Origin of the sequence: Arthrobacter sp. 24S4-2 (assembly GCF_005280255.1) — a bacterium.
GTDB lineage: Bacteria > Actinomycetota > Actinomycetes > Actinomycetales > Micrococcaceae > Arthrobacter.
Genome location: NZ_CP040018.1, coordinates 3,305,987 through 3,318,299 on the forward strand (window position 1 = coordinate 3,305,987; position 12,313 = coordinate 3,318,299).

A 12,313-nucleotide genomic window follows, 5' to 3' on the forward strand; every position below is an offset into this window, starting at 1 on the left:
CCTGAACAGCCCTCCCCGCCCCGTTGGCACGGGGACAGGGTGAAGCCTGAAATGACTGATTCGAATATATATTCGAACAAATCAAGTCTACGCCGGAGCGGTGACAAAACCTAGATCAGGGGTGGACGGACGCGGGCGCAGGGAGCAGGATGGAGCCATGAGCTCCCATGACGCACTCCTGAAGCACGTAAGCATCGCCGCCAAGGACGCCACCTTGGTGGCGACTTTTGATATAGACGGCAATATCCCCGGATCGGGCGCCTACGTGGTGGGCCTTGTGGCGGCCACACCGGATCATTCCCATCAACGAAGAATGGGAATCGAGTTCATGAACGGCGAAGCCGTCTCCTTCTACTGCTTCAGCCATGACGGCACCGAGGAGAACTTTGCCCTCGGCGGGGTGGAGCATTCGGGCAGCACCATTACCGGCAACTTTCCCATGAGCACCGTCCTGGGGCTGGAGAAGGGTCACCTCATGACCGCTTTCAGCGAAGCCGACGGCAGGGATTTCCAGGCCAACGTGCCGGTGAATGAATCCCTCTAGCCAGCGCCCATGCGCTACCCCCGGAGCGCACCTAAACGGTGCCGCTTCGGGGCGCCCGGCAGGCGCTAGCTGCTGGCGTTGTGCACTTTCATCTCCAGCTCGGTGAAGGCCGTGATCATGGCGCGGTAGGTCTTCTCGACGATGTCGGGGTCGATGTCCTTCTTCTGCGCGGCAGCGCGGACATGTTCGATGACTTTCTCCACCCGGCCGGGGGCGCGGACTTCGGCGTCATCGCCCTTCAGGGTGCCGGAAATCCGGATCAGGCGCTCACGGCGCGCGATGAGGGTGACAATCTGCTCATCAACCTCATCGACGGCCACGCGGACAGCGGCGAGCTGCTCCCTGTCGGCCTGGGCGTCTTTGTCGTGTCCGTGATTTGTGGGCATGTGCATGACAGTATCTAAACATGCAGCCTCGAGTCGACTTCATTTCACTTGGCGTCCGTAGTGTTGACGCCTCCCGCGCCTTCTATGTCAACGGCCTTGGCTGGCCGGTCCACCGCGAAGTCCCCGGCGAAGTGGTGTTCATCCAGGCAAACCACGGCCTCATTCTGTCCCTCTGGGACGCAGGCCAGATGCAGGCCGAGGCATCGGTGGACAGTCCCGCCGGCATTCCCTGCATCACACTGAGCCACAACGTGGCCAGCGCGGCCGACGTCGACCGGGTCATGGCCGAGGCCGAGGCCGCCGGGGCAAGGGTGGCGGCGCCGGCGAAGACCCAGCCGTGGGGCGGCTACACCGGCTACTTCGCTGATCCGGACGGCTTCCGCTGGGAAATCGCGTTCAATCCCACGTGGACGGTCGACGCCGGCGGCAAAGTCACGGTCTGACGCCCGTCTAGAACAGGCTTCCCACCGGCTGGATGAGTTCCGCTGAGTCGTTCTTGACGTTTCCGACGGCGGTGCCGACGGCATCAATGGTCCAGCCCTCCGCTACGTCGTGGGCGCCCGCCCGCACCAGGTCCACCAGGCCGGCGGCGTCGTCCGCCTGCGGGTCCAGCCACGCCTGCATTGTCCTGCGGTCCATCGGCAGCGGAACCCTGTCGTGCAGGGCCGTGAGCTCGGCGAGCATCCCGCCGGCATAGCCTTCCGGCGGAGAGTCCGTGGTCATGATGGAGGTGGACAGCATCCAGCGCTGCGGGTCACCCTCCGGCTTGGACGGGTCCTTCCACCATTCATACAGGCCGGCGAACACCAGCGGCCGGCCGTCCCTGGGATGGACGTAGTACGGCTGCTTGCTGCGGCCCTCACCCTTCCATTCGTAATAGCCGTCCGCCGGGACCGCGCAGCGCCTGGACCTGGTGGCCTTGCGGAACGCAGGCTTCTCCAGCACACTCTCGCTGCGTGCATTGATCATCTTCGAACCGATGGACGGGTCCTTGGCCCAGGAGGGCACCAGTCCCCAGCGCGCCACATGCAGCTGCCGGACGGGGCTCCCGTCCACCAGTCGTTCCAGCAGGATGGGCACATCCGCGGTCGGGGCCACATTCCATGACGGGGGAACCACCAGCTCCTCCTCCAGTTCGGCATCAAACTCGGCCAGCAGGTCCCCGACGGCCCTGGCCATCACGTAGCGTCCACACATGGGACCAGCATGCCACCGCCCGCACGCGGTGTCACCCGGCGTCACGGCGGGCGTCACGGCCGCCCTCCGCGCCGGGGGAATACCGGCCGCCGGGTTACGGTTGAGGGTAAAGACATCTGCTTTGATAACGACGAGCAATAACGAGTTTGAGGAGAACTCCGTGGATTTCACTCCCGAATCCGGCACCATCACCATGTTTTCGACCACCTGGTGCGGTTACTGCAACCGGCTGAAGAAGCAGCTGGACGCCCAGGGCATCGGTTACACCGAGATCAACATCGAAGAAGTCGACGGCACCGCCGATCTCGTGGAGCAGCTCAACGGAGGCAACCGCACGGTCCCCACCGTCCTGTTCCCGGACGGCACCGCTGCCACCAACCCCTCCGCCGCGGAGGTCAAGAGCCGTCTCGCGGCCTAATACAGGTTCCGATGCGGAAGGCCGGGCACCCCAAGGTGCCCGGCCTTCCGCATGCCAGCCTGAAACGGGACGCCTACTCCCGCAGGCTGGCGAAGTCCGCATAGGCCAGCTGCGCGTAGCCGGCGTAGGTGTTGATGACCGCCGCTTCAACCGCGGCAACGTCCACTCCCGGCACGAGGTCGTCGACGGCCCCTGCTGTTGCCGGGTCCCACTCCAGCCCGAGGGCGGCGTAACTGGCTTCGAGCACGCTACGGATCGGGGCGGAATTCTCCACCACAATCACGGAGCTGAAGAGCCAGCCGCCTGACACCACCCGCTGTGCCGTGCCGATCAGCTTGACCTTGTGCTGCGGATCCGCCGGGTCCTGGCCATGCACGCTGAACTCCCCCGGGCAGTACTCGCCCGGTATCTCTCCGACAGCGGCGTGCACGCCTGCGCTGCGGAGGGCGCCGGCCAGCATTTCGCCGAAAAAGGCGAAGCGTCCCTTGGCCCCGGCGATGGCATCCGCATGCGGTTCCACGTGGTCCACGATGAGCGTTCCCTCGTGGTAGGCCGCGGCCCGCCCGCCGGCCTTTCGCACGAGCGGCTCGAAGCCCAGGTCGCGGCAGGCCCGGGTTGCCGCCTCAAAGCCGGGAAGGTTCGCGTCGCGCTGGCCGAATGCCACGGTCGGAGCCGGACGGTAGAGCCGGAGCGTGGGGCCGATCATGCCGGTCCGGGCCAGGCCCAGCAGCTCAATGCCAAAGTCCAGGTCGCCCTTTGCGCCGAGGGACTCCCCCTGCCGGACGACGGTCAGCGTGGCCGGTCCGCCTGCGGCATGCTGCATCTTGCTAAGCTCCCTTATGGTCATTCTGCAATTCCTGGTGGTAGCCGCCGCGTTCGCGGTCATCGACGCCGTCTGGCTCAAGACAATGAACCCCTTTTACCGCGGCCAGATCGGTGAACTGCTGGCCGCGCGGCCCAATCTAGGGTACGCGGTGGCGTTCTACGTCATCTACATTGCCGGGATCGTGTTCTTTGCGCTGCGCCCGGCGCTCGACGGCGGCAGCTGGCTCAGCGCGCTGGGCTATGGGGCCGCGCTGGGCGCGTTCGCCTACGCCACCTACGACCTCACCAACGCGGCAACACTGAAGACGTGGCCGCCGCAGCTGATTGTCGTGGACATTCTCTGGGGCGCAGCACTGACGGCGCTGGCAACACTGACCGGCTGGCTCGTGTTCCACAGCAACTGAGCCCTCGGAAACCAATGTCCGGGGAATCCTGGCGGAAACTAGGTCCTGCGCAGGGTCAGGATCTGCTCGGCACGGCCGAAGGGTCCGCTGAGGTCGTGGAGCACAGTTGACGTGAGACCGATGCCGTCGGCGCCGAAGGACACAGCGTTGTCCAGGCCCAGCCACTCGCCGGCGGGTTTCCGGTACATGTGGATCTGCAGGTCCAGGTTGGGGAAGGCGTAGCTGCCCTTGCCGGGAGGCACGCGCGCCGCTATCCCGTTGGCCGTGTCCACCAGCCCCATGAGCCGCGCCATGTCGCCGCTGTCCGCCGCGTCCGTGAGCGGGTGCCGTGTGCGCAGCCAGACTGTGCCGGAGCCCGGACGGTGGCCGTCCGCCACGCGCATCTCCAGGGAACGGATGTAGCCACCCGGCCAGACGCTGGCGCCGTCGTACGGTGAACACCCGGCCGGACCCGGAATGGCGGCGTCTTCGACGGCGGCGACGGCGGAGGTGTCGGACGTGATCATCCGCCAGGCGGTGGCACGGATGGCAACGCGGCCTTCCGCCACGAGTTCCGCCTGAAGGAGTTCGATGGTCCGTCCGGGCCGGAGCGTGGTGGTGACCACCTCGAATTCGCCGCCCGGAATCAGCCCCAGGATCTCGTAGCTCAGGCGTGCCATCCGGACGTCGTCCCGCGGTTCGTGCCGCTCCAGGCAGTCGGCCATCAGCCCCGACGCGGGTGCCATGTGCTGTTCGTGCTCGTTCCATGCACCCTGGGCGTGGATCGTGGAACGGAACTTTCCGCCGCCCAGCGACTCGTAGTAGTAGTCGCCTTCGGCAAGTTCCGGAAGTGCAAAAGTCAACGTCGACCCTTTCCTGGCTGGTGATGATTCCAGAACACACTATCGCTTGCCGGCGGGCCATTGTGCGGGTAACCGGCTCCGCGAGCGCCCGGCGTCCTCACAGCTTCCTCATAAACGCCCCTTATGGAACGTCACTGCCAACGACGACGGCGGTACCGCACAGGTCGCGGCGGGCCTGGGCGACGGAACACCGGACGGCGCAACGAAACAGGGCACCGTCACGGCCGGCGAATACACCGCAGCGCGCGGTCCCGGCGGCCGCTAAGGGCAGGGACGGCGGGGACACGGCCGGGCCTGTCCCCGCCGTGTCCCCGCCGTCTTCCCTGTGCCGTCTGTGCTGTCTTCCGGCCGTGTTCCTGTGCCGCGTTCCTGTGATCGTCACCCCATTTTCGGACTAGACTCAGGAACTGGTTCTCCTTACTACGCTCCGAAGAGGTATTCCCCTGATACGAGTCATCAGCTACAACCTTCGCAAGCACGCGGCACGCGGCGAACTGCTCGACCTGGCACGCGACTTCGGGATCGATGCCTTGTGCCTGCAGGAATGCGACACCACGGATTTGCCGGACACGCTGGGGCCTCTCCACCTTGCCGATTCCACCAAGGGCAACCGCCTGGGACTCGCCATCTACTACCGGATGGACCGCTTCACCGCCTTCGAAACCAACACCTTCGCTTTGAAGAAGTCCCTGCACGACCGCGTGCTGGCCCCGGCGCACGAGCGGCTGATCGGCACCCGGGTGGTGGACAACGAAACGGACCACGAGCTGGTGATCGCCTCGTTCCACGCAGCCCCGCTGACAGCCTCCAATTCGCTGCGCCGCAAGCAGATCAAGGCCGCACACGCGGAACTCCTCGGCATGGGCAGCGGCCTGATGACCCTGATGGTGGGCGACTTCAACTACCCGTTCTTCACCAAGAACCTCACGGAACACATGAAGAATTCCGGGTATGAACTCTCCCTCAGCGACCGGCGCACCTACACCAGGTACAAGGTCTTCAAGGGGCACTTCGACTTCGCCACGTCGCTGGGCCTGGACATCGAGAACGTGGAGACGCTGCCGCGCGGCGCATCGGACCACCTTCCCATCCTGGTGTCCGCCGAGTATGGCCAGGACTCGGGCCCGATCCAGGGGACGCCTCCCTCCTGACGCCGACCACCAGCCCGGGAGGCCGCCTTGCGACGCAATTGGATCCTGAAAGCCATTCCGGGGGTCCATCTGGCCCGGAGCTACCAGCGTGCCTGGCTTAAGTCCGACCTGGTGGCCGGCGCGGCCCTGAGCGCCGCACTGATTCCCGCCGGCATGGCATACGCCGAAGCGGCCGGCCTGCCAGCCGTCAACGGGCTCTACGCCTCCGTGGTTCCCATGCTGTTTTATGCGGTCTTCGGGCCCTCGCGCGTCCTCATCGTGGGGCCGGATTCGTCTCTTGCTCCCATGATCGCGGCCGCCGTGCTTCCCCTGGCCGGCCGTGACCCCGCCCACGCGGTGGCGCTCGCCGGAGTCCTGGCCATGCTGATCGGCGTGTTCCTCCTCGCGGGCCGGCTCTTCCGGCTGGGTTTTGTCACCGGTCTGCTGTCCAAGCCGATCAGGGTGGGCTACCTCAACGGCATCGCCCTGGCTGTCACCGTCAGCCAGTTGCCCCGGCTGCTCGGAATCACGGTAGCGGGAGACTCGCTGACCGCAAGGGTCACGGAAACGGCGGAGGCCGTGCTCCGGGGAGCCGCCAATCCGGTGGCGCTGCTCTTCGGCGTTGCCACTGTGGTTGTGATCGTTGCCAGCCGGTTCCTCCCGTGGAAGGTGCCCGGCGTGCTGCTGGCAGTAGGGGCATCCATTGCCGTTGCGGCTGCCTTGGACCTCGGCGATGCCATGCCCATGGTGGGGGCCCTCCCGCCGGGCCTGCCGGCCCCAGCCCTGGGCGGCGTCACCGTCGACGACGTTGTGGGCCTGATCGGGCCCGCGGCGGGCATCGCGCTCATCGCCTTCGCCGATACTTCCGCACTGTCCAAGAGCCTCGCCGGACGCCGCGGGGTCCACACGGGCGGCAACCAGGAAATGGGGGCCTTGGGGATCGCCAACGTGGCAAGCGGCATGCTGGGCGGGTTCCCGGTCTGTGGCAGTTCGTCCCGTACGCCGATCGCGCTTGACGCCGGGGCGCGTACCCCGTTCAGCGGCATGGTTGCCGCCGCCTTTGTGGTCGTCTTTATGATCGCGGCCCCGCAGGTGACGGCGTACCTGCCCACCGCCACCCTGGCCGCCGTCGTCGTCGTTGCGGCTTCGTCCCTGGTCGATGTCAAAACGCTCCTGCGGCTGCTGCGGATGAGCCGGATGGAAACGGCGCTCCTGGTGGCAACGTTCCTCGGCGTTGCATTCGTGGGCGTACTGCAGGGCATTGTCATCGCCACCGCACTGTCCCTGGTCGCATTCATCCGGCGGGCATGGGATCCGTACCGCACCGAATTGGCCAGCCTGGAGGACGTCCCGGGCTACCACGACCTCAGCAGGCACCCGGAAGGCCGGCGCGTCCCCGGGCTGGTGATTGCGCGCTTTGACGCGCCGCTGTTCTTTGCCAACGGCGAGGTCTTTGCGGAGCACATCCGCAACCTTGTGGCCAACGCCCCCGGCCCGGTGAAGCGGGTCATCGTCGCGTCAGAGGCCATTACCGACCTGGACACCACGGCGCTGGATGATCTGGTGGAGCTCGACGACGAACTCGCGGCCCAGGGGATCAGCCTCGTGTTCGCGGAGTTGAAAGGTCCCGTCAAGGACCGGCTGCTCAGGTTTGGCGTCGGCAGCCGCTTCGGCCCGGACCACTTCTATCCCACGGTGACCAATGCCGTGCGGAGCTACAAACGGACCTTTGACCTGTGACCTGGGGGCTGTGGCGCCGACCCATGGGACGGGTCGCGTAGGACGGTTCGTGCCAGGTCACGCTCCGGCCAGCGGAATCACCTCGAGCCGGGTCCCGGGTCCCCAGACCACCAGGACGCGGTCCGCGGTAATACCCTCCAGTGCCCGGGAAAGCCGTTCCGCAAACTCTCCGGGCGCCCCCTCCTCCGCGATATCCGCCGGCTGGCCGGCGGGCCGCGCTGCACTGCCAGGGGAGTCGGCGTCGGCCCTTATCCAAACAGTCACGGGCCAGACGGTGACGGCTGCCCCGGTGACCTCCGCCGCAACCCGCGCCAGCAGCTGCGGATCGCCTGCGGCGACGACGATGACCTGACCGATGGTTCGCTGGCGGACCGGGCCAAGGGCCGCCGCGCGGGCGCGGTCGTGGCGCCAGACGGCGAAATGGTAGCCCGCGGCAAGTCCCGTGGCCACCAGCAGGCCGAGCGCGGCGCGGATCCGGTCCACCAGGCTGCCGCCCGTGAGGCCGTCGAGCAGGAATTCGAAGACACGGTACCCGATCACCAGGAGCGTGATGACGGCGACCACCGCGCTCAGGCCGAACACCGCGATGAGGAACACCCGCCGGCCGCGGCGTCCGAGCTCGGTGGGTTCCGGGGGAATCCCGGGTTTCCAGGTGAACCACCACAGCGGGCCGCCCACGGCCAGGGAACTGATGCCGCCCAGCAGCAGCGTGCGGGTTCCGCCGCCGGCCAGCGGTGTGGCGGCGATGCCCAGCACAGAGTTGACCACGACGCCGATGCCCGTGGCCGAGGCGGCAAGGGCCACACCGGTGGTCACGAGCTTCGCGGCCTGCCGTGTGGTTTCCGGCCGGTGCAGCGCGACTGTCCGGTGGTAGGTCCAGACCAGCGAACCCACGGCTCCTGCGGCCAGCGCCGTGCCCAGGGAGTCGACGAGTTCGCTCACCGGGTCCGTGCGGTCGAACACCAGGCGAAGGAGTATGAACAGGACGGTGCCGGTGCCCCGAGGGCCAGGAGAGCGGCGCCAAGGATGCCAAACAGCACCAGTGCAACGGCGGCAAGGCCTGTCTGCAGGCGGCTTCCGCCGTCGCGGAACCAGTGCCACCACCAGATGGCGCCGCCTCCGGCCGCCCAGGCCAGGGCCTGCAGCGCGAAGCGCCACCACGGGTCCCCCACGGACGCCGACGCAGTAAGTCCCCGGATTGCGGTGTCCAGCAGGTTCGCGAGCGCCGTCACGGTACCGCCTACTCCGAGAACGAGTCCGTACACAGCACCCACCACAACGGGAAGGTCCACGAGCTGGACCGGGCGTTTCCGCGGGTGCCGCCACATCCAGCGGTGCCACCCCCAGACCGCCGACCAGACCAGCCCGTTGGCCACTGGCTGTTGCCATCCCTGCGGCGCGCCGCCGATCAGGGATGCCAGTGTGCCCAGCAGTGCGGAAGAGGAGACAACCAGGGACACCGAATACATCCCGGCCAGGTACAGCCCCCAGCCGACCGACGACCGTTCAGCGGTCTCGTCGAGCCGCCGCCAAACGAACCACCACAGCGCGGCTGCCATCGGGCCGCCGATCAGGGCGAATGCGAGCGACCGCGCCAGTCCCGCCACATCTCCTGCAACAAGCACAGTGCCTGTGGTCAACAGCCGTCCCAGCAGTCCGCTGACCCCGATCGCCGCCACAATGACCAGTGCGAACAGCAGGATGTACACGATGAGGCGGCGGACAGCGGGCTGGGCGGACCCCGTAGCCGGCGCCGGCGCCGTCCGCGCGGCGCTCACGGCCGCACCGTACGGTTAGGGCAGACCCTCAGCTGCCAGGGAGCGGAATCAACCAGCCACTTGCCGTCCGTTTTGACGAGGTCGAACACGTCTTCCGTTTCGTACTCCGAGTTGCCGAAGGGTCCGCCGCCGTTCGACACCACAATCAGAACCCGCACATCCGCGGATGAGGACCGCTCCGTGGTGGATATCAGGGTGATCCGCAGTTTGTCACTGGCGGGCCGCTCGAAATCAACGCATTGGGTCCGGGCGGCCTGCGACAGGTACGCGGTGGCGGCGGATTCATCGCCGTCGATGACGGCGGCTGCATAGCGCTGAACCACTCCCTGCGGCGTGGCCTCGTCAAGCAGTGGCGGTTGCCCCCGGGAGAAGACCACGGCCAGGGCAGCCACGACAAGGACGGCGATAATAGCCAAAATGATGATGAGGATCCTGTCCGGTTTGCCCGCCGCTGCGCCCATGTGGTCAGTATGGCGCACTCCCTACCGGCTAGCTACGGTACTTTCGGCCCTGTCCCCCGGGGCTTGCCATCAGCGCGTCTGAAGACAATCGTTGCCTCATGGGAAAAGGAATCATGCGCAGGGCCCTGGCCGCCGCGTCGCTAGTCCTCATCGGCCTCCTCAGTGGTCCGGCTGCTGCCCGGGCGGAGCGTCCGGTGGAAGTCGTTGTGGAAGACGGCGCCGGAGTGCTGGACCGCAGCAAGCTGATCCCGGCGGTGGAAGCCATCGAATTCTACGAGCCCACCAAGGTTGCCGTTTTCACGTATCGCGGCACGCCGGGGGACAACCTCAACGAGGAGGTCCTTCGCTTTGCCCGGGCTGAACACCCTGAGTGGATCAGCGGCGACGGCCAGAAATGGGCGGACGGGCTCTTCATCTTCGCCCTGGACCCGGACGGCCGGCACGTTGGGACGTACATGGGCGAGGACAGGAAGGTGTCCCCGGCGCAGCGCGAGGACATCCAAAACGCCTCGAAGGACCTGCTGCGCGACGCCCAGTGGACGGACGGCACAATTGCCGGAATCCGGCGCGGAGCAGAATTGATCAACCAGCCCTGGTACCGGTCGACGGCATTCCTCTCCACGGTCTGGACGGCCGGTACGGCTGCCGTCGCGGGCGCCGCCGCGTGGCTGATCGTACGCTGGAGGACCCGGGTGGCCAGCCGCAAGGCGCTCGCCCGCGCGGACGCCAGCTACGCCAACGTCAGCATGGATCTGCAGGTCACCGAGCTCAACGCCGGCACCATTCCGGAGTCCTCGCGGTACGGCAGTACCGTGCTGGAGAAGCACCGCACCTTCCTGGCCAAGTACAACGCGGCCACTGACCTGTCCAACCGGGCGCACGCACTGGCTCCCCGGGCCATGAGCCGCCGGCCAAACCTCAAGCTCATACGAAGCTTCGCCGACGCTTCCGCGGAGCTCGACGCGCTGGACGACGTCATTGCGGACACCAACGCCCTCCTGAACCGGGGAGCCGCGTGGGCATCCGCGTGGGACCGGCAGCTGGCGCCCTTCCGCAGTGACCTGGCCGCCTTGGAACAGATGCTCGGCCGGCGCCACGCGGAAGGCGATTCCGCGACGGCCGCGGCGCTTCGGTCCTTCCGAGACCACAGCCAGCGGGAGCTTGAGCGGTGGTCGGCTGAACTCGCCGACGGTTCAATCACTCCCGAAACAGCCCTGGACCGGCTGCGGGACGCCCGGACGCACCTATCCGAACTGCTAAAGAATCACGCGGATACGGTCATCGGGGGCTTCGCCAAGAACGAGCGGGAAGCCAATCTGATGCGCAACGAAATGGAGGACGCACAGGCCGGAACCAAGGCCAAGTACGGCCGCGCCTACGAGCCCAGCATCCTTGGCACGGTTTATCCGTCCTACTACTTCTTCTCGGTTCCCACCTTCAACGCCGGCTTCAACACGGGTATGGGCAGCGTCAGCAGCGCCCGCGGCGGAGACGGCAGCACAACGGGATACGGAAGCAGCGGCGGCAGCTTCTCCGGGTCCGGGAGTTCGTCTGGCTTTTAGATGTTCCAGGGACCGGATCAGTGCGGCGGCTGGATTCTGTCAACGATGAAATCCCCGCCGGGAATGACGGTGGTTTCATGGCCGTCGTCGAAACGCACCACATACGGCGGCGCTCCGTCGGCCCCGTGGACCTCAATGATCTGTCCGTGCCGGTCCGACGATTCGACCGTCTTGCCCCGGATCGTGATCCGGTCACCCTGGGCTGCCTTCATGGCAATCACCTCCAAGAACCAGAGTACGAGTCTCAGGGCGGCGATAACAGGGCCGTTGCGAAGGAACAATTGGTGCCGGCCGGGAGCGTTGTTTTCGCGGCGGCACTCGCATCTGGCGCTTGGGGGCCGCTTGGCAGCAGTATTGGGATATTACTGATCTTGACCTTGGCACGGGACCGAGGGGGCACCGCTATGGCGGACGAAAAACCAGCGAACTGGTGGGCTACGCTGCCCGGCTTGCTGACCGCCGCCGCCGCGGTGATCACCGCGGTGACCGGGCTGCTGCTTGGCCTGGGGCAACTCGGGGTGTTCGACGGCGGGCGGCCCGCCGCCACGGCGAGCGGACAGCCCTCGCCAAACAGCACCGCCCCGCCAAGCGGCACCTCCCAACCAAGTGGCCCGGCGCCAGCAAGCGGCCCCGCCTCGGGACCAGGCGGCGCTTCGGGGTGGACCGTAAGCCTCCCGGCGGAACGGAAATACCGGTCCGCAGACGTGGAATACGAAATCCTCGCCGCCTCGGTCCGTCCCGATGTGGCCGGAAAGGTGGCACTGACTTTCTCGGTCCGGTGCACCAACCACGGCCGGTACGACCTCAACTTCTGGGATTCGACGTTCAGGCTGAATGCCGGCGGCATCAGTCTTTCCCCCGAGTCCGGCCTGAACGAACTGGTCGGCGGCGATTCAAGCAAGTCAGGCGACGTCAGGTTTGCCGTTCCGGCGGACACCCGGGATTCGGTCCTCCGGATCAAATTCGCGCAGGGCGAAAGCACCGTCCAGATCTCGATCTCGCCACCCTGACATTCGGTGCTGGCCT

16 protein-coding genes are annotated in these 12,313 nt (G+C 66.8%); 8 read left to right on the forward strand and 8 right to left on the reverse strand.

Annotation, left to right across the window (positions count from 1 at the left end; translation table 11 throughout):
* Positions 1–157 precede the first annotated feature (157 nt).
* Positions 158–544 (forward strand): hypothetical protein, encoded by a 387-nt coding sequence (locus FCN77_RS15290; RefSeq protein WP_137322958.1) that lies wholly within the window; start codon positions 158–160, stop codon positions 542–544.
* A 65-nt stretch (positions 545–609) separates the two neighbouring features.
* On the opposite strand, the gene FCN77_RS15295 is transcribed toward FCN77_RS15290, so the two are convergent.
* A complete protein-coding gene (locus tag FCN77_RS15295; protein ID WP_137322959.1) occupies positions 610–936 on the reverse strand; it encodes a chorismate mutase in 327 nt (108 codons plus the stop codon).
* 14 nt (positions 937–950) lie between these two features.
* Here FCN77_RS15295 and FCN77_RS15300 point away from each other — a divergent pair, with 14 nt between their 5' ends.
* Positions 951–1,373, forward strand: a complete 423-nt coding sequence (locus tag FCN77_RS15300) for a VOC family protein (RefSeq protein ID WP_137322960.1) — start codon at positions 951–953, stop codon at positions 1,371–1,373.
* A 7-nt stretch (positions 1,374–1,380) separates the two neighbouring features.
* On the opposite strand, the gene FCN77_RS15305 is transcribed toward FCN77_RS15300, so the two are convergent.
* Positions 1,381–2,109, reverse strand: coding sequence for an SOS response-associated peptidase (locus FCN77_RS15305; protein WP_254679030.1), 729 nt, complete (start codon positions 2,107–2,109; stop codon positions 1,381–1,383).
* 178 nt (positions 2,110–2,287) lie between these two features.
* Between FCN77_RS15305 and FCN77_RS15310 the strand changes: the two genes are divergently transcribed.
* Complete coding sequence (locus tag FCN77_RS15310) at positions 2,288–2,545, forward strand: mycoredoxin (protein WP_254678575.1); 258 nt, start codon at positions 2,288–2,290, stop codon at positions 2,543–2,545.
* Positions 2,546–2,618: 73 nt separating this feature from the next.
* Here FCN77_RS15310 and FCN77_RS15315 read toward each other — a convergent pair whose 3' ends face one another.
* A complete protein-coding gene (locus FCN77_RS15315) occupies positions 2,619–3,392 on the reverse strand; it encodes a lipoate--protein ligase family protein (protein WP_254678576.1) in 774 nt (257 codons plus the stop codon).
* On the opposite strand from FCN77_RS15315, the gene FCN77_RS15320 reads away from it, so the two are divergent.
* Positions 3,385–3,774 (forward strand): DUF2177 family protein, encoded by a 390-nt coding sequence (locus FCN77_RS15320; protein WP_137322962.1) that lies wholly within the window; start codon positions 3,385–3,387, stop codon positions 3,772–3,774. The genes FCN77_RS15315 and FCN77_RS15320 overlap by 8 nt on opposite strands.
* A gap of 38 nt (positions 3,775–3,812) precedes the next feature.
* Here FCN77_RS15320 and FCN77_RS15325 read toward each other — a convergent pair whose 3' ends face one another.
* Positions 3,813–4,616: a thioesterase family protein gene (locus FCN77_RS15325; protein WP_137322963.1), complete on the reverse strand. Its 804-nt coding sequence runs from the start codon at positions 4,614–4,616 to the stop codon at positions 3,813–3,815.
* Between the two features lie 446 nt (positions 4,617–5,062).
* On the opposite strand from FCN77_RS15325, the gene FCN77_RS15335 reads away from it, so the two are divergent.
* Positions 5,063–5,767, forward strand: a complete 705-nt coding sequence (locus tag FCN77_RS15335) for an endonuclease/exonuclease/phosphatase family protein (RefSeq protein WP_137322965.1) — start codon at positions 5,063–5,065, stop codon at positions 5,765–5,767.
* A gap of 27 nt (positions 5,768–5,794) precedes the next feature.
* Complete coding sequence (locus FCN77_RS15340; RefSeq protein ID WP_137322966.1) at positions 5,795–7,486, forward strand: SulP family inorganic anion transporter; 1,692 nt, start codon at positions 5,795–5,797, stop codon at positions 7,484–7,486.
* 57 nt (positions 7,487–7,543) lie between these two features.
* On the opposite strand, the gene FCN77_RS26995 is transcribed toward FCN77_RS15340, so the two are convergent.
* Genes FCN77_RS26995 through FCN77_RS15350 form a run of 3 tightly spaced genes read right to left on the reverse strand, consistent with a single transcriptional unit; the run spans position 7,544 to position 9,743 of the window.
* The gene (locus FCN77_RS26995) at positions 7,544–8,449 is read right to left on the reverse strand and encodes a DUF5671 domain-containing protein (RefSeq protein WP_254678577.1); all 906 of its coding nucleotides are present in this window, start codon (positions 8,447–8,449) and stop codon (positions 7,544–7,546) included.
* Positions 8,425–9,264, reverse strand: a complete 840-nt coding sequence (locus FCN77_RS27000) for a DUF5671 domain-containing protein (RefSeq protein WP_254678578.1) — start codon at positions 9,262–9,264, stop codon at positions 8,425–8,427. Before FCN77_RS27000 ends, FCN77_RS26995 begins: the two co-directional genes overlap by 25 nt.
* On the reverse strand, positions 9,261–9,743 hold the full coding sequence (locus tag FCN77_RS15350; protein ID WP_137322967.1) for a hypothetical protein: 483 nt from the start codon (positions 9,741–9,743) through the stop codon (positions 9,261–9,263). The genes FCN77_RS27000 and FCN77_RS15350 overlap by 4 nt, the downstream gene beginning before the upstream one ends.
* A gap of 80 nt (positions 9,744–9,823) precedes the next feature.
* On the opposite strand from FCN77_RS15350, the gene FCN77_RS15355 reads away from it, so the two are divergent.
* A complete protein-coding gene (locus FCN77_RS15355; RefSeq protein WP_254678579.1) occupies positions 9,824–11,287 on the forward strand; it encodes a DUF5129 domain-containing protein in 1,464 nt (487 codons plus the stop codon).
* A gap of 17 nt (positions 11,288–11,304) precedes the next feature.
* Here the strand turns inward: FCN77_RS15355 and FCN77_RS15360 are convergent, their stop codons facing one another.
* Positions 11,305–11,499, reverse strand: a complete 195-nt coding sequence (locus FCN77_RS15360; protein WP_137322968.1) for a DUF1918 domain-containing protein — start codon at positions 11,497–11,499, stop codon at positions 11,305–11,307.
* Positions 11,500–11,691: 192 nt separating this feature from the next.
* Between FCN77_RS15360 and FCN77_RS15365 the strand changes: the two genes are divergently transcribed.
* The gene (locus tag FCN77_RS15365; protein WP_137322969.1) at positions 11,692–12,297 is read left to right on the forward strand and encodes a hypothetical protein; all 606 of its coding nucleotides are present in this window, start codon (positions 11,692–11,694) and stop codon (positions 12,295–12,297) included.
* Positions 12,298–12,313 lie beyond the last annotated feature (16 nt).

Bases quoted from the DNA above. Each gene is read 5' to 3' on its own strand.
- FCN77_RS15290 (WP_137322958.1), top strand. From the start codon at position 158: ATGAGCTCCCATGACGCACTCCTGAAGCACGTAAGCATCGCCGCCAAG.
- FCN77_RS15295 (WP_137322959.1), bottom strand. From the start codon at position 936: ATGCACATGCCCACAAATCACGGACACGACAAAGACGCCCAGGCCGAC.
- FCN77_RS15300 (WP_137322960.1), top strand. From the start codon at position 951: ATGCAGCCTCGAGTCGACTTCATTTCACTTGGCGTCCGTAGTGTTGAC.
- FCN77_RS15305 (WP_254679030.1), bottom strand. From the start codon at position 2,109: ATGGCCAGGGCCGTCGGGGACCTGCTGGCCGAGTTTGATGCCGAACTG.
- FCN77_RS15320 (WP_137322962.1), top strand. From the start codon at position 3,385: ATGGTCATTCTGCAATTCCTGGTGGTAGCCGCCGCGTTCGCGGTCATC.
- FCN77_RS15315 (WP_254678576.1), bottom strand. From the start codon at position 3,392: ATGACCATAAGGGAGCTTAGCAAGATGCAGCATGCCGCAGGCGGACCG.
- FCN77_RS15355 (WP_254678579.1), top strand. From the start codon at position 9,824: ATGGGAAAAGGAATCATGCGCAGGGCCCTGGCCGCCGCGTCGCTAGTC.
- FCN77_RS15360 (WP_137322968.1), bottom strand. From the start codon at position 11,499: ATGAAGGCAGCCCAGGGTGACCGGATCACGATCCGGGGCAAGACGGTC.
- FCN77_RS15365 (WP_137322969.1), top strand. From the start codon at position 11,692: ATGGCGGACGAAAAACCAGCGAACTGGTGGGCTACGCTGCCCGGCTTG.